This is a genomic window from Pseudomonas khavaziana, from assembly GCF_036704165.1.
Classification (GTDB): domain Bacteria; phylum Pseudomonadota; class Gammaproteobacteria; order Pseudomonadales; family Pseudomonadaceae; genus Aquipseudomonas; species Aquipseudomonas khavaziana.
The window spans coordinates 4,421,088-4,437,820 of sequence record NZ_CP129946.1; the positions used below are offsets into that span (position 1 = coordinate 4,421,088).

Consider the following 16,733-nt stretch of genomic DNA (forward strand, 5'->3'; position numbering starts at 1 on the left):
GCCATGAGCGACCCGAACCTGCAAAACTTCATCGACCTGTCCGCCGTGCTCACCGGCCTTGCCGCCGACTTGCTCGCGCCGACCCTCGACCCGATCAAACTACCGCCGCTGTTCTTCGCCACGGCCCAGCAAGGCATGGGCACCGCCGCGTTCAGCAATTTGCTGACGCTGTACGCCAGCATCAAGAACCAACCGCCTGCGCAAATCGCCAACGCCGTGCTCGGCAACTCGGACCCGCAGATCGCCCAGGGCGCCCGCTCGATCATGAAGCTGTGGCTGCTTGGCAGCTGGTACCAACCTTATGACCAGGGCACCGCCCACAAGGGTGACACCCGCGTGGTCTCCGACCAGGCCTACAAGGAAAGCTGGGCGTGGAAGATCGCCCAATCCCACCCCATGGGCTACAGCCAGTACCACTTCGGCTACTGGGCCGAGCAGCCACCGACCCTCAAGCAATTCACCGGTGTCGACGCCAAGGAAGGGCAGCAGCCATGAGCACTCTACACACCCAGAACATCGAAACCGCCGATGTAATCGTCGTGGGCGCCGGCATGGCCGGCAGCGTCATGGCCTATCAGTTGGGCCTGGCCGGCTTGAAAGTGCTGGTGCTCGAGTCGGGCCCGGCGATTCCGCCTAACCGCAGCGAGTACCTGGAGCGTTTCTATACTGCCGTGTTCAAGTCGCCGGAGTCGCCCTACCCACCGGAGCAGACCGAGCAAACCCCGGCCAAACAGTTCGCCCCGCGAGCGACTATCCAGGACTTGATCACTGCCGGCAGCGACGACCCGAACAAGGTGCAGAAGAGCTACCTGGTACAGAAGGGGCCGCACCTGTTCGCCAGCACCTACGAGCGGGTGGGCGGCGGCACCATGTGGCACTGGATGGGCACGGCCCTGCGCCTGTTGCCCAACGACTTTCGCATGCGCACTGCGTACAACGTCGGGGTCGACTGGCCGATCAGCTACGACGATCTGCAAACCGCCTACTGCCGCGCCGAGCAAGAGATAGGCGTCTCCGCCGATGTCGCTTCGCAGACCTACCTGGGCGTGACCTTCCCCCAGGGCTATCAATACAGCATGCACGGCATCCCGCCGTCGTTGGTCGACCAGGGCCTGGGCAAGGGCATCAATGGCACGCAGTACCTGGGCATCACCCTCAACGTGCGGCAGACTCCGGCCGGGCGCAACTCGCAGAACGACAACGGCCGCCGGGTGTGCGCCGGCAACACCAGCTGCACGCCGATCTGCCCGATCCAGGCCAAGTACGATGCCACCGTGACCATGGCCAAGGCACTGGATACCGGCAACGTGCGTATCCTCTACCAGGCCGTGGCGAGCCAGGTGCAGGTCGATGCCAGCGGGGTCACGGGTATCGATTTCATCCAGTACCAGAACAACGGCACGCACCAGAACGGCACGGCCCAGGGCAAGCGCTACGTGATCGCCGCCCACGCGATCGAAACGCCGAAGCTGCTGCTCAACTCCATCGGCCCGCACAGCCCTAAAGGGGTCGCCAACAACAGCGGCCAGGTCGGCCAGGCGTTGGCCGACCACCCGGTGTACCTGGCCTGGGGCCTGATGCCCGAAGGCAAGCCACTGTTCCCGTTCCGCGGGCCGTTGTCCAGCTCGGGGATCGAAGACATGCGCGATGGCCCGTTCCGCAGCCAGCGTGCCGCCTGGCGTATCGAGATCGGCAACGAGGGTTGGAACTGGTCGGTAAACGACCCCTACACCTCGGTCTGCGATTTCATCGACGGCACCAACCATGGCGGCGCCAACCCCAATAACCAGGCGTTGTCCGGCGTGGCGCTGGTGCAGCAGCTCAACAGCGTGCTGACCCGCCAGTTCCGCCTGGGCTTCTTGATCGAGCAGGTCGAGAAAGACCCCGACAAAGCGCTGTGCCGGGTAGAGAGGGCCGAGGGCTTCACCGACGGTTTGGGCCTGACCAGGCCACAGATCACCTACGAACTGTCCGACTACACCAAGGAGGGCTTCAAGCAAGCGCGCCTGGCCGCCACGCATATCATCACCAAGCTGATGGGCGCCACCGAGCTGACCGACCTGAACCCTGAACTCAAGCCCGGCTCGCAAACGGTGTTCAAGTACGACGGCCAGAACTACGCGTTCTTCGGCGCCGGCCACCTGATGGGCACCTACCGCATGGGCTCGGACCGCACCAAGTCAGTGGTGGACAAGGACCAGCGCAGCTGGGACCACCCCAACCTGTTCCTGGTCGGCGACGGCGTGTTCCCCACTACCGGCACTGCCAACCCGACCTTGACCATCACCGCGCTGACCTTCCAGGCCGCCGACGTGGTCGCCAGCGACCTGCTCAAGCGTACCGTGCAGGTGCAGGCCAACCAGGCCTGGCAAGGCACCGGCGTGCAGGTCAACGGGCATAGCTGGCAACTGGCGGTGTGCACCGGTGGGCAGTGGACGGCCAACCCGGGCACCGGCATGGTCGGCGCGGCGGGCAATTCAAGGTTGACCGCCAAGCCCGGCTATACCTTGCCCGGTCAAGCGGAAGGCGCGTTGATCGGGCGTATCGGCACCAGCGGCACGCCGTTTTTGGTCGGCAACCAGGCGCAATTGCCGCGTGGCCAGCAGGGGGAGTTGCAGTTGTGCATCAATGACGACCTGACCGGGCGCTACGGGGCTGGCCTGAGCGATAACAGGGGCAGCCTGACGGTGGAGGTGCGTTTCGGCACGGTGTAAGCGCTGGCATAGCAACCCCACAGTGCTGCGGTATTGTGGGGTTGCTGTCTGTCGGCAAGTTGGCTTCCGATGAAGTGGGACGCCCGGTTACCGTGCGGTTGCCGGCAACTCCTGGCACCACTTGATAGACCGCAGCGCTTCCTCGGCAGGCACAAGCGCGTAGCGCGAGTAAAACATTGTTCCACCGAAACTACCCTCGTCGACTTCACCCAGGGTTTGCCCGTCCGTGTAGGCAGAGGTGCTGAGTTGATCGGCGATGTAATACACCTTTCCATTCTCGACGTTGATATCGAAACGCTTGTTAACCATACCGCTGATGATCGGTGGCGAGGTGGAGGCGATGCTGTGCTTGCCGGCGGGCATGCCGGCCTTGAAAAAGCTACCGGAAGGCAAGCTGCCGACAGCGCGGCCATCGACCTGAATCGTCGGGGCCACCCCGTCACCGATGCTGGCCGCCGTGCGATAGAAGTACACCGTGGCTTCATCCGCACGGGGCTCTGCCGGTGACGTGAAGAACGGTTGGCCTTTGAGGTCCGGACCGCTGATGCAGCCGGTCAGTGAGGCCAGGGCTGCGAACAGGCCGACCCAGAGTAGCGTAGAGCGCTTCATGCATGAATTCCTTGAACGTGGATCAATGGGCGTCGGGTTTGATGACTGTCACCGTTACCCGATTCAGATCGTGCACAGCCCTTTACCGAAGTCAGTGGCATCAGAACTCGGCCAAGGCGCAAAACCGCTCTTCGGCGTCAGATTCACGATGTTGCGGTCCTTGAGCATCGGGTACTTGCGCTTGAGCGCCTGCACCGTGTCCTCGGCATTGTTGACGTTGGACAAGCAAAAACGCAGGGCATCGGCGCGCAGATCGCCGATATAGAGGGTTTCCCCGGCCTTCACCGAGAAAACCGCAGGCACAGGGCGCGCCATCGACTTACCCGCGTAATACACGTAATGCCACTGCGTGTACTCATACTCACCCGGCGGCACTTCATACATGAAGTAATGGCCCAGCACAGAGGGTGATGGCTGATCATCTTCATTGCCCAAGGTCGTCAGCCGTATTGCGGTGCCGGGTGCTCCCTGTTGGTCGATTTCAACCACCAGCCCATGGGCCTGCATCATCGGAAAACTCTCACCAATTGAACCCATGATGATCGCCTTACTCGGGTCCGGCGCGTGCTTGCCGTCGTAGCGTGACGCCGCGCACCCGGACAGAAGCGTCGCGCAAAGTGCGACCGCGGCCCAGACGAGATATTTACTGCTGACTTTCCCTAGCATTGGTCTTTTTTCCGATCAGTAATTTTGCAGTTTGTAGAGCCCAGCTGAGCGAACCGAAAGTTCGCACGCCTGGTGCTTCGTTGTTGGCTCGTCGGCATCTATTGTCCAGCTACCCGCACCTTGATAACAACCCACTCTTGACCCACTCCTGTAGGAGCGAGCTTGCTCGCGAAAAAACCAAACGATAACGCAGCGCCTGAAGGCAAAATCCGATTCCCCTGCCGCACCTTGCTCCATTGCCTACGCCTGCGTCAGAATCCGCCGGCTTGTGCGCTGGGGTAGCCGTCTCTAAGGTGGCTCGGTCGCTGAATTGTTCAGTGATCGGGTTTAGTAGCCCACCTTTAGACCTAACAAGTGCACAAGCTTCCTCCATCAGACGTCCTCGTCTGTGCTTGATGGTGGCTGTGCGCAGGGCGTCCTCGGACGCGCCGGTTTTGTTAGGTTCCACCGGTCTACTAACCTGCGTACAGCTACCGCCCTATTGTTTAGTAGCGATGGGAAGTGGCCCAAGCAAGGAACTTAACCATGGTTAACGATTCAACCACGCTCTATACCGTAGCCCCCAACGCCAGCAACGAAACCCTCATCACCAACAGCTACGAAACCTTCACCAGCGTCAGCACCCTGCTGCTCGACCTATCCGAAGACCTCAACGGCAAACACCGCGACATCGCCCTCGCCATACACCAACTGAGCGAACTGGGCGTACTCCTCACTGCCAGACTCCTCGACCGCGAAGTGCCCTGCCCTGGCTGATGAGTAGCTCGTTGACTCATTAGACCGATGACTCGCTGCGTCGTCGTAAGCCACATACAACGACTCGGCGAGTTGGTGCTTGATGGCCTTGGTGTATTCAGCCTTGGCACAAAACCCTCTGCGATGACGAGAGCGGCACTGCTTTCGGCCAAAAGCGGACGTCTGTTTTCTACCCTTCCTCTTCCAAAAGCTCATCATCCGGCTGCATCTGGCCGTTTGGCAGATTCAGTTTGGCCATCTCGGCAAGGCAGACGGCGATGTAAGCTAGCTCCTGAGTCAGCTCATCTGCCCGCCTGCGCAAGAGTCTCAGGCGCGCCTCAGCGTCCTTTTGCACCCCTTCTGGGGCCTGGGCAAGCTTGGCAAGCTTCCCTACCCACTGATCGATCTTATCGTTCACTTCAACCAGCAATGCCTTACATGCAATGTCCTTCTTGAGAGGGAAAAACTGGCATTCAAGTAAGCGAATCGCGTCGTAGATCCTGACCACTTCCTTGCTGGTTTTTGAATGTACGAAGTTCAAACTTCCCTCATCAAATGCGTGGTGTTCCTGGTTCTGGCCGGCCCAGTTCACCAGATCATTTTTGATCAGATTGAAATGGACAGGATCATAAGCGAGCACCGGCTCGATCAGTGAGAAGGTTCTCTCCAAACTTACCTGCAGATATACGTTCTTCTTCAACTGAGACTTACCGAACTGAGCAGTGATAGACACGGCATTTTCCAGGCAATACTCGATCACAATTGACTCAAACCAAATCCGGCAATATATCAATGCCTGCCTCACGTCATAAACGCGCAATGCATCGTGCACCTTGCCTTGAAACCCACCGGAGTGGTCGAGCGCCACGACACCTTTGTTCGTATAACTCAAAACGCAACTTCTATGCTGATCGGCTTGAGGGTGCCGATCAGCGATGATGCAGAAGCGCTCCCAGAACAGACGGTCATGTGTTGTCACGACCATCTGAGTAAGCCGAAGGTAACGGTCAGAGAAAAATAGATCGATGATGTTCGACCGGTGATCGCTATCGATCGCGTTCACGACGTCATCGAAGACAATCAGTGGGAGCTTATTCTTCTCTGCCATTGCCAACAGAAGCGAAAGGCCGAGCACACGAAGGTGCCCTTCACTCAACACCGAGAACGCGTCCTGCACTGTGCCGTTCGCACCGTTGATCTTAATTCGATAGCTGTCGTTGATCTTCTCGAAGCGGATAGCATCAATACGCTCATGCTCATCGTCATGATCGTTGATGGCTTTGTAGTACTCAGCCGCTTTTGTCTCGATCCCAGTAATACGTGCTTTCTCAAGGTGCAGTTTGTACCCCAGCAGATCTTGATAGAGGTTGCCGTACTCATCCTGCAACTGACGAATGAGGGTATTGAACCGAGCCGTATCGGCATCATCACGTTTTAAACTATTTCGTCGAACAATGAGGCCCGCGATTTTTTTGCCTGCAGTCTCAATCAGTTTTCTACAGGTATTTTTGGCACCAAATAGATCTTTGATTGCATCTTGCTTCTGCTGGAGTAACTCGACCGAACTACTTAGACGGGAGATCTCCTCCGAAGCTTGCGCGAACACTTCGTCCTTCTGTTCACAAGCCTGTAGGTAGGTCTCGATCTCGGCTGCCTCATCTCTAACAAGCGAGTCAAAGTGACTTAGCACGGATGCCGCACACGCTCCTCGATCGGCGGATGTCTGGAGGTTGGCCAGTTCGCGTTTGAGGTCGTCTAGATGAAGACGACAAGGGATATCCAGCCGGGTGTTCTTTTCGACTCCCACAAGCCCAGCGGCCACCGCTCTAACGACTTGAAGAATCTTCTCGTCATTGCGCTGGTCAGCAGCTCTTAAACGCTCCAGCCGGCTTAAGGCCTGAAGCTCTCGTTTTGCCTTTTCAAATGGGTTCTCCACAACGAGTTGCAACGGAGTAGAGCATGCTGGACAGGCGTCATTTTCTTCCACTTGGCCCAGGTCTTTAATAGCCAAGTAAATGGCTTCGTAGTTAACATCCTTGGCACTTTTTACAAACAAAGCCTCGATCATCGACTTTCGGGCAAGGAGGTAGCGAGCGGCGCGTGCTGCGCGCTCGATTCGAACGAAAGAATCAACGACCGGAGCTTCTGCAAGTTTCAGTTGCTCCGCCTTGCGGATCTTCAGCCCGATCTCGCTCTTCAGCCGCAAAAATCTAATTCGAACAGCGGATTGCTGATCCGACTGCAGACCGAGCGCCTCGCATACTTGGTCATTGATCTCAGTCATGCTTTTGAAGTGACCCTGGCGCTCGGCAAGGAGGTCTTTTCGGTCTAATTCAACCTGGGTCAACGCTTCGGCCTGGTCTGGCTTCAAGTACTGGGTGAGATTGAAGCTCTCCGGTTTCACGAACCGCCCGATGACCTCTTGAAACTCTTCAAGGCCGAAGAGGCTGGCCAATACATCGCTTTCAGCGCTCCCAGTATCCTTAGAGCCGAGCAATGAGAACTCTTGAAGACGGTTGCGATCAATGAAGCAAGCTGACCAAGCTAGACTCTTGATCACGGCTTTTCTGTTCCGACCCACCAACGACAGCGTCGGCTTTACACTGCCCCTCGCAATGTAGGCCTTTACCTTCGTTTTCCGGCGATCTGCTTCTTTGATATGCCCGGTCGTGCCGTACTCAATCGCCTCGCAAAGCGAAGACTTCCCCCCACCATTAGGTGCGTAGAAGATGTTCTTCATTTTGCTAAAACGCAGAAAGCACCCCCTGTCATCCGCAGACAACTCGCCGAAGCCCCTGAAGTTTTTAACCTGCAAATCCAGCAATGGGCTGAGGCCTGAAGGCGCCACCCAGTCCAGTTCCGGCCTAGACTCCAGCCCCCTTTTAAATAGCGCACCGATACGTTGAAAATTAGTATTCAGTAGTTGGTCAGCGCTCGAAGCGAGATAGGACTTGATGTGGTCTGAATAGCGTCCGCGATCCTGGCTCGCTTTGGCCATGCACCAGAGAAGGGCCAGATAGCCATCCGATTTGCCACTCAAGTGGCTTCTGGCGAAGCTCAATAGATACTGACTCATTCGCATGCCCTCCCTGAAGTATCTTCAGCCTAACCGGAGCGTGGGCATTTCGCCATCAGACAGGCACCTGCAGTAACTCAGCTCAGCAGTCCTACCGGCCGCTTTTGGCCGCTTTCAGACGGTTGTGGATGGAAGAAACCGACCCAGAGATGCCGTTCATAGAGAGTGGCTCACGGTCAGGAGCGGTTGATCGAGCTATTAAACTGGACCAGACTCCCTTTCGCTTAGCAGGTATGCAAAAATCTTCCGAAATATGACAGGGAAGCTTATGAATAACGTCTTCAAGGGCAGCGCTTCCATCGGCAATTCCGGTATCAAGAAGCACTTCAAAACGGCGGAGTCTTGGCAACCTCTATTCGAGCTGGCCTGGAATGGCTTCGATGCTGCCGCAAGCTCCGTATCCATTACTGTGTTCGAGAACGAAATGCACGGCGTGGAGCGTGTAGTTGTACTGGACGACGGTGACGGCATAGAGTTCGACACGTTGAACGACACGTTCGGAAGCTTCAATGATTCTGCGAAGAAGATCAACCTCGCGATGAAGGGAGAGCACGGTCGCGGGCGTCTTGCGTTTCATCTGCTTTGTCGCAACGCATCATGGTTCACTAGGTTCAGCAACGTCGATGCAGTAATAGACGTCGCCGAGCCGACCATCAAAGATTTTGAGGGGCGACTTCTAGAGAGGTCTGAGCAGAGGCCGGAGCTGCTGACCCAAGGAAAGGGCACTCTGGTGGAACTGACGCATTTTACGGGCGTTCTGCCGGAGTCGGATGATCTTCGCGAGATTTTTTCCGTCGAGTTCGGTTGGTACCTTGCTGTGCATCCAGAAAAGCAGGTAGTACTGAACGGAGTGCCCGTTCTGGTTCCGAAACACGAGGTGGTTCAGAAAGAAATTGTGATCGAGGATACTGTCTTTCAGGCCCAGGTGTTTCGCTGGGAGCAACGGCCTACCTCGGAGAGGTCATACCTATACTTGCTCAACTCCAGTGGGGCTCCTGTCTATAAAGTACTGAGCTCGCTCAATCAGAAGCCGAACTTCTTCACGAGCATATGCGTGATATCCGCATGGGCTGACACCTTCTCGAAAGAGCAGGACCTGCTCACTCCTGAGGCGCACACACCAGCCTCACCAACTTGGAAGAGGTTCAAGTTACAGTTGGACCGTCTGAGTCAGTCCGTGTATGGCGATTTCTTGCGCGTGCGAGCTGAGGAGGTGGTACAGAGTTACGAAGATGAAGGCTACTTCCCGAGCTACGCGGGAATGGATGACACGGAGAAAGAATGGCGGCACCAGTACACCCGCGAGTTGGTGCGGAACATTTACATCGCTGAACCGCGTGTATTCCACAAAACCAACAAGAAGCAAGCGAAACTGATCATTCGTCTTCTAGATAGGCTCGCAGTCTCAAACGAGAACGACGCCCTGTTCGAGGTGCTTGAAGGCGCGCTCGACCTTGATGAGAAGTCGATGCAAGACCTAGCGAAGCAACTGCATCGCACCTCGCTCGAAAATATTGTTTCGAGCATTGAGGTGCTGCAACGACGAGCTACCGCGGTACAGCAGCTGCGATATGTGATGAACGAACACTACCGCGAGGTTCTCGAAACGCCGGACTTGCAAAAGGTCATCGAGGCCAACACATGGCTGTTCGGGCCACGCTACGAGACCATAGGCGCGGAGGAGGACACCTTCGCCAAGATTGTTCGCCGCATGCGGGATGAAGTTATGAGACGGTCGCCACTGAGTGTGGACGATGTAGATGAAGATGCAGATTTTCCCGGCGCGCAACGGCAAGTTGACCTCTTTATGGCTCGAAAATTTCCAGCCTTTGATTCGCTGGGGAATCGTGTTTACAAATGCATTGTGGTGGAGATAAAACGGCCTGCGATATCTCTTAACAAGAAGCACCTTCGGCAGCTTGAGGATTACGCGGAAATCATCGCAAGCGAGCCACAGTTTAAGTCGGAGAAGATGCACTTTGAGCTCATCCTCCTTGGACGTCAGATTTCTTCTGCGGACTCCATCATCACCAGCCGGTTGAACGCTCATGTCTTGCGAAACGATCCAGGCCTCGTAACGGATGACCCGCGCATGAAGCTATATGTCATGAACTGGTACACGCTGCTTGATGGCTTCGAGTTGACGCACGGCTTCATGCTCGACAACCTCAAACTAAAGCGAGACGACTATACCGACGCGACCAAGGAGGGGTTGGTTGCAGAGTTGCAGGTCGAACACTAAAACTAGGAGCACTACCCCCCGAATGAGCCGCGCGCGATGGCCGAAGGGATGAGAGTTTCGTCGGGCATCTTCAAGCGCGGGAGGAGACTATCCCCCTGAGGACCACCGATTTCAGAGGCCCGGATCGCTTTCGCAGCAAAGCTGGCCCCGGCATGCAAAAGCTAAACGACAGCAACGGCTTGGTCGGTGACAGTCGCGGATCGCGCCAATAGCTGCCGTTCGTGAACGTCAGCAATCGCCCCATTGCAGCCGTTCGTGGCGTCTACTCGACTTGGAGGTGGCGTTGAATACCCAGTCGGCATCAAACACTCATGTTCCGAGTCCAGCTCCAAGTCCGACGGATGCGGCGGCGTTTACTGCGAACGCTACTAGCGCGCTTGCTTGCTACGAAGCTCAAAGCAGTCATCATAATAATTGGAATCTGGGGTTTGGGCTCCAGTCGCTTTCATTATCATTTTCGTAGAAAAGCAGGTTGTTTCGGATTTGATCATCAATTTTCGCTAGGAATGAAACAACCGACGATATAAGAGCAATGACGTTTTGCTCTGTTATATCTCGATACTCGCCTTTAAACGTTTTGCCATTTCTGTGGACAATATCGTGCCGGATCTCAACAGCTTTCTTTAGCTCTAACATTTCTTCGCTAGGGAAGTTCACAATCAAAACGCTTTGATATAGTTTTGATATTTCTTCGACATTGTGAAAACTGGTCTTATCGAGCAATGCCGACACATCTTTTTCAAGCTTTTCAAGCGTCAGGTATATCTCACTAATCTTGATTTTTTTCTGAAACAAATCCTCAAATTCAACATACCTTCTGATTACTGCTTGATTATTAAATATCAATTTTCTCATTGTGTCTGATAGGTATGTTTCAAGCGCGGTAATAACACCTGAAAACAGAAGCTTTGCAAGTGTATTATTTACTTCAATCGTGTGCACAATGTTTTCTATGTCATGTATCGATGTTTTAAAAATCTCATAAAAGTATGTGCGCGGCTGAAGGTACTCGATATACGTATCGAACGCAGCTATAGATCCTGCCTTGACGCAGTCTGTACAGTCCATAATCACTTCGGCATCGTCAGGAGTGACTTCTAACACTGCGAGCGTGTAGCAGTCGGGAGTAAGGCAAGGGAAAGAAGCATATCGATTATCGCTATTCCATTTGCCAATACTAGTCAAATAGTTTATTACCGCATCCGCGTGCTGATAGTCATCATGTAGAGCACGGTGATCTAACTCCTCATTTACGATAACTTTCAATTTGGATAACCAGTCGTCCAATGTCATTCCGGTAATTGCTTCGCGGAGAGTGGCTACGTCGTCCGGGTAGTATTCTGTTGCATATTCAAATTCTTTCTCAATATCTAGAATGGCTCGCTCATATTCCGATTCTAGGAGACGTCTGTCGCACCCTTGGAGCGCTAGTCGCCGACGGGCCGTCGCTGCGTCGGTCACATATAAATACCGTCTAGTGCCAATGTTAGCTTCATCCCCTTCCCTAGTTATACGATCAGATTTTTGGAAATACCACTCTGAGAAACACTGACTAGAGTTGCAAAATACTTTAAATCCTTGAATTTTAATGTCATACCAGCTGGACATTGCTGTCTCCTTATGTCTACTAGATCGCGACGCAGACCGATAAATGCTATGCGTCGATTGCAACTGCTTGCATATCTTACCTGGGCCAGTGTCGCTCGACGGAGCGCCCGAAACAGAGAAGACAGCCAAACGTTAACCCGAAGTTAGCATTTCGCCAGTAAGTCGTCGAGCGGCTGCTTTTGGCGTTTTCTGCCTGTCGCGACGGACAGAAAACGGCCAGAAGCGGACATTGATCTAGGGTTATTTCTGGCCAAAAGCGGCCGTTCCACATTGCGCACTAAGTCAGTGCGTTCTTCCTTTATAACCGGCGGGTGCAGTTTTAACCTGTGTTGGTGATCGCCCGGGTTTTGTGGATTTGAATGGGGCTGGGTCTAGTTCGAAAACACTGACCGCGACTTGATTATTGCCGTGGATATGGGCCACTAAACGTTCATGTTTAGGAAGCGGGACTTGGGCGGTAGATCCTCCAAATTCACCTGAGTTCGCAAGCACTACTGGTTGGTACATGTGAAAATGTAGTGCCGCCACCATATTATCAAATGTTTGTACGTCCTGATTCAACGCTGAAACGAGGAATACATCTGACCGGTCTCGTAAGTCTGCTACCAGATCAAGATCAGTTGCATCGTAGCAGATCGCTGCAGCCAGACGTGTTGGTGACGTTGTACCTATTGGAAGCTCCACCAGTGTTATATGAGGACGATGCCCTTTAACTCCCATTTGTTGCTCAAGTTTCGTTGGGTGCAGTTTTCCCTGCCACACGTATTGGATATTCCGGCTCTGATCTGGAGCGTCTGTCCGGATTAACCATAGGCCCTGATTGATTGGGCCTCCACATTTGATGGAATGCATGAAGGTAAGTCCAGTGAAGATATTGGCCTTAAGCATGTCTGAAAGGCGGCGTAGAAAAAAAACGTGTTCGGGATGAACTGCTAACTCAGGGAAAAGAATAACATCGATTTTAGAGTCTTCATCCTCCCCGTCTTTTAGCGGTCGAGATGAAGCCCAAGCGCGTAATTTCGCGTGCGCTAGGCGACACACCTGAGCCAAGTGACGTCGATGCTGTGACAACATTGCCGGAGTCCAGTGGGTAGGGTCCTTGGTATCGAAATCATCCATCCTAGGACGAAGCGTCTGGACGATCGCAACCCGCAACGGCCTGTCCACAAGGATGGTGCCTTCGCTGGTAGGGATAACGTAGAAAGGAGTTTTACTACGTACCCCATATAATTCCCGTTGCTCTGAAATGCGTTTTTCAAGAATTGCTAACAGCTCACCCGGTGTGCGGACGTCGGAAACCGGTGACGCATCATTGGCTTTAAATTCGATACCAGGCCATTGGAGGAGTATCGAAATAAATCCAGAAAGCCACGGTGAAATTGGTGCAGGCTCCTCCAGCATGCCGCTGCCAGAATTGAGCATTCCAAAGCGGCGCTTATACCAGCTGCTCCGAATGCCTCTGTAGCGTCCAATTTCCTCTGTTACTAAAAGTCTCCGCGCGGTGAAGTCGAAATCTCCTGTTAATGCTGATCTTAGAATTCGACCCAAGCCGTACATCCAGGTCTGATCACCGCTAACCCATTCTGGGTTCTCATATAGCGGATTGTTTTCATCTGATTCTTCGGACAAAATAACTTTCATGAATTCAGAATTGCTCGGAAGAGATTGTAATTGCGTCCAGTCCGAACATGTAACGGTAATATCTATGGGGCTGAGTCTATTTGAAAGCCGCGCTTCGATGCCTGGTGTGGTAAGAAGTGCTTTAGCAAGCATTAAAAGCCCATTTTCTTGGCCGAAAGCATTTAATGGGTCTTGCATAATTCGAAGTAACTGGCGTGTTGGTAGTATTTTATTTTCTTTTTGTTTGCTGGCACTGATGCGGCCAATTTCAACTATAGATTGCGGAACAAATTTTTTCCATTTTTGCAACATTGCATCCCGCTTACTGGTCGCTTCCAGAAGCAAATCAGGCCTTTCAAGGGCAACTAAGTTGACAACTTTTTGTATCTGAGTGGCTGACGTGGTAGAGCGAAGACCTTCAGCTAACCAAGCAGCAAAGCGCCGGGGATTTGGATGCATCTGCTGAGCAACGAGTGCATACGGAATTGTTTTCAATAGTTCGTCCGAGCTGGAGTGCTCAAAGAGAAGTGCGCTTCGTAACTTTTTATATGGCTCGTCAACCAAAGGCTCTTCAATATCATTGAGGCTTACACTATTATCTCCAATCGATGCTAAGTAAAGCAGTGCCTGCTGTAGCAAGTACCAAGGCGAATTTTTTCGTCCTACAACGATAGTTCTCGCGAAGCCTCCAAGATCCTCTCTATAACCTTGAATGTCGATATTTTCGGGATAGCTCTCGTCATCCCGAAAGCCAGTCTCCACAATGCCGGCACGTAATAAGTCTGCGGCAATGTATTCAGCGCTTTTAATTTGACGCTGCTCATTCTGACTGGGTTCGCCGGGAGCTTCGAAAAGCTTTGCACCAAGCGCTTCCAGTACTGGTGCGAGCAACTTGGGGTGGGGAAATAAATCAAGCCCACATCGGAGCAATAATACGAGGGCGGGATTTTCTGCCCAGCATTTAATTAATTTACGCGCTGTAGATTCGAATTCATGGGCAAGGGCTTCTCCGCCATTCATCCGATCCCCTAAGGACTCGCCTGTATCGTCAGGTGCGCTGAGATCAGTCATGGCTAGACGCTGTCTCATCAACTCTACGAGACGGGTCGCAACAAAGCGTTTGACTGTGTCATCTCGAACGTCTGTTGCGGGGGCAGCGATCGTTGCTAATCGTAGTTTGGATTTTGGCGGTTCTTGTGATCCTTCTATCTGATCCGATATCCAGAGCAACCCCTCGAGGCCGCCAGCAGCTTGTGCTAATGAATCTATATCAAACGTTCCACTCAACTCAGCCCCAAGCACGCTCATTAATGTTGATACGTTATTCTGGGACGACATTGAACGATAGGGGGTTATAGAACACTTATCTTCTGATAGCAGAATATTTTTTTGGGCCCCAATGCGTTTGCAATGCTCTTGGAGCTTCTCAATCACATAGCTTTTTACTTGATTGAGTGGAGATGCGTGGCTTGGTGCTTCAATTACAATCCTGATATCGTCCACATAACGGCAGTAATCAAGTATTTTTATTCCGCTATCCTCAATTACGAGGTTCTCACGAGTGTCTTTGTCGACTGCTTGATCAAAGCCGATTAAATATGCATTCGCAAAAAAACCTGATGCTACGAGACCTTGCGGAAGTCCAAGGTCTAGCTTTTTACTTCCCAACTCATTGAATAATTCAGCTTGTTCATTGTCGCTTTCCCGCCAGCGCCATTTTAATATTTTTTCCGTTTTATCCCAAAACTCTTGGTCGGCGCCATTATCCGCCTGCACATGAAATTCTCGATTAAACTCGGTCTCGAGGCGTTGTAGCTCTGTTATCAAAGCCTGACGGTCCACGCGGTCATAGAATGACTTTAAATCAAGAGCGATTACGGATAGCTCTTTCCCTTTGGGTGTCCGTTGAGCTGATTCGGCACAGATTTGCCGTGGGCGAGATAGGAACGCGCGATAGTCTTGGTAGTATTTACGATACGTCTGGCTATTACCCCAAGAAAAATTGGCTTTAGCACGGCTTCCTGCACTTTCGGACCATCGACAATGGAGTCGATTTCCGTAGCTTGTGAGTCCATTTGAGCGCGCTTTAACAGCATCAACCTCGTCCGGTTTTCCTTGAGTTGTTTCTATGGCTTCAGCAAGGCACATCATTACGGCAGTGGCTAGAGACTGATCGCGAATACCTATGTGCGCGAGGGGCCGTAATTTTTGAAGGCTGGGTCGGTTAGATGGATTATCTTCTTTGTCTGGAACCGGCCCCCAAGCGTCAAATAGAGAGCTGGTAAAAATGGTATCTAAGAAATTGTCTTTCTCAGGCTCCAGTTCCGCCGGGAATACCCACCTCCCATTTTTGGGAGCAGGCACCAGCATCATTTCTATAGTCCGAAACCGAGGTTTCTCTAATGCTGTGGCCCACACGGTCAATTGCCGCTCTAGGTTGACGGTAGATCTATCCAGTTCGAGAACATCAGTATACGAGTTGTGGCGACGGATGAATCCTTGGGTCTTTTTCCAAGCTTGGGCAAGGATGACGATGTCTTTAAGCTTCTCGCCATGGGGGCGTAAGACCAGATATTTCGTTTTGATTATGGACATTATCTCTCTCGTGTAAGGCAGTGCGCAGCAGTTTCAACTGGCGTGCATGTGGCTGGTAGCACCGAGAGAGACGAAAGGAGGCATCAAGCCTTCTTGTGCAAGAAACCTTCCTTGGTAACGCCCGCATGCCATAATCTCACGATGATATCATCGTATTTAATAGCGACGTCGACAAGGGTTAGGTAGAGGTAGTAGCGGGACTTTTTGAAACTCCTTAGACGGCTATGGACCAAAATCTGGTGACGCCTGAATCGCCCCGGAATTCTTAGATAGTGAGCGACCGCCTTTGGCCGATTTCTAGCGTTCGTAAAGGGCAGCAATCGCAAACCTGATACCCAGGGTTAAATCACCGCTATCTGGTACACAACCGAATCATATTTCTCCGCCATCCGCCTCTCGATGACCACTCCCCCCAAAGCCTCGGCAATACGTCGACTCGCACTATTCTGCGTCGCAACAGGGTAGATAAAGTACTTCGCCGCCACCCGCTGGCCAGCCCACTGAACAACCGCCCGCACCGCTTCACCACCAAAGCCCAGCCCGTGTTTATCTTCACGGATCCAGATACCCAACTCCGGTGTTTCACTGCCGGTATGGTGCAGCCCGACCAAGCCGGTAAAACGAGCATTCACCAGTTCCCTGACCGTGAACACGATGTCGCTGCCATCCGCTATCGCAGGCAGCCACTGCCCCCAGACTTGCGCGTATTCCTCCAGAGAAGCAGGCGGTTCCCAGGACATGTAGCGAGTCAGAGACGGTGTGAGGCAAGGGAAGGACTCAGCAGCGTCCTGCTCGCAGAAGGGCTCAATGCTAAGGCGTTGCGAGAGAATGCGGATTGGGTGGGTGTCTACTGGCATTGCAATTTCCT

The 16,733-nt window shown here is 53.3% G+C and carries 10 protein-coding genes; 4 read left to right on the forward strand and 6 right to left on the reverse strand.

Annotated features, from left to right (window positions below; translation table 11 throughout):
* The first annotated feature begins 3 nt into the window (after positions 1 to 3).
* Positions 4 to 495 carry a sorbitol dehydrogenase gene (locus QYQ93_RS19600; protein WP_338475289.1) on the forward strand — a complete coding sequence of 164 codons (492 nt, stop codon included), beginning with the start codon at positions 4 to 6 and terminating at the stop codon, positions 493 to 495.
* Positions 492 to 2,714, forward strand: a complete 2,223-nt coding sequence (locus tag QYQ93_RS19605) for a GMC family oxidoreductase (protein WP_338475290.1) — start codon at positions 492 to 494, stop codon at positions 2,712 to 2,714. The genes QYQ93_RS19600 and QYQ93_RS19605 overlap by 4 nt, the downstream gene beginning before the upstream one ends.
* 87 nt (positions 2,715 to 2,801) lie before the next feature.
* Here the strand turns inward: QYQ93_RS19605 and QYQ93_RS19610 are convergent, their stop codons facing one another.
* The gene (locus tag QYQ93_RS19610) at positions 2,802 to 3,323 is read right to left on the reverse strand and encodes a DUF2846 domain-containing protein (RefSeq protein WP_338475291.1); all 522 of its coding nucleotides are present in this window, start codon (positions 3,321 to 3,323) and stop codon (positions 2,802 to 2,804) included.
* A gap of 63 nt (positions 3,324 to 3,386) precedes the next feature.
* Positions 3,387 to 3,989, reverse strand: a complete 603-nt coding sequence (locus QYQ93_RS19615; protein WP_198720694.1) for a hypothetical protein — start codon at positions 3,987 to 3,989, stop codon at positions 3,387 to 3,389.
* Positions 3,990 to 4,514: 525 nt separating this feature from the next.
* On the opposite strand from QYQ93_RS19615, the gene QYQ93_RS19620 reads away from it, so the two are divergent.
* A complete protein-coding gene (locus QYQ93_RS19620; protein WP_306958401.1) occupies positions 4,515 to 4,745 on the forward strand; it encodes a DUF6124 family protein in 231 nt (76 codons plus the stop codon).
* Between the two features lie 169 nt (positions 4,746 to 4,914).
* Here the strand turns inward: QYQ93_RS19620 and QYQ93_RS19625 are convergent, their stop codons facing one another.
* The gene (locus QYQ93_RS19625) at positions 4,915 to 7,800 is read right to left on the reverse strand and encodes an AAA family ATPase (protein WP_338475292.1); all 2,886 of its coding nucleotides are present in this window, start codon (positions 7,798 to 7,800) and stop codon (positions 4,915 to 4,917) included.
* Between the two features lie 268 nt (positions 7,801 to 8,068).
* On the opposite strand from QYQ93_RS19625, the gene QYQ93_RS19630 reads away from it, so the two are divergent.
* A complete protein-coding gene (locus QYQ93_RS19630) occupies positions 8,069 to 10,042 on the forward strand; it encodes an ATP-binding protein (RefSeq protein WP_338475293.1) in 1,974 nt (657 codons plus the stop codon).
* A 405-nt stretch (positions 10,043 to 10,447) separates the two neighbouring features.
* On the opposite strand, the gene QYQ93_RS19635 is transcribed toward QYQ93_RS19630, so the two are convergent.
* The 3 genes from QYQ93_RS19635 to QYQ93_RS19645 form a co-directional block, all read right to left on the reverse strand.
* Positions 10,448 to 11,650 (reverse strand): HEPN/Toprim-associated domain-containing protein, encoded by a 1,203-nt coding sequence (locus QYQ93_RS19635; RefSeq protein WP_338475294.1) that lies wholly within the window; start codon positions 11,648 to 11,650, stop codon positions 10,448 to 10,450.
* A 282-nt stretch (positions 11,651 to 11,932) separates the two neighbouring features.
* On the reverse strand, positions 11,933 to 15,865 hold the full coding sequence (locus QYQ93_RS19640; RefSeq protein WP_338475295.1) for a reverse transcriptase domain-containing protein: 3,933 nt from the start codon (positions 15,863 to 15,865) through the stop codon (positions 11,933 to 11,935).
* 341 nt (positions 15,866 to 16,206) lie between these two features.
* Complete coding sequence (locus QYQ93_RS19645) at positions 16,207 to 16,722, reverse strand: GNAT family N-acetyltransferase (RefSeq protein ID WP_338475296.1); 516 nt, start codon at positions 16,720 to 16,722, stop codon at positions 16,207 to 16,209.
* Positions 16,723 to 16,733 lie beyond the last annotated feature (11 nt).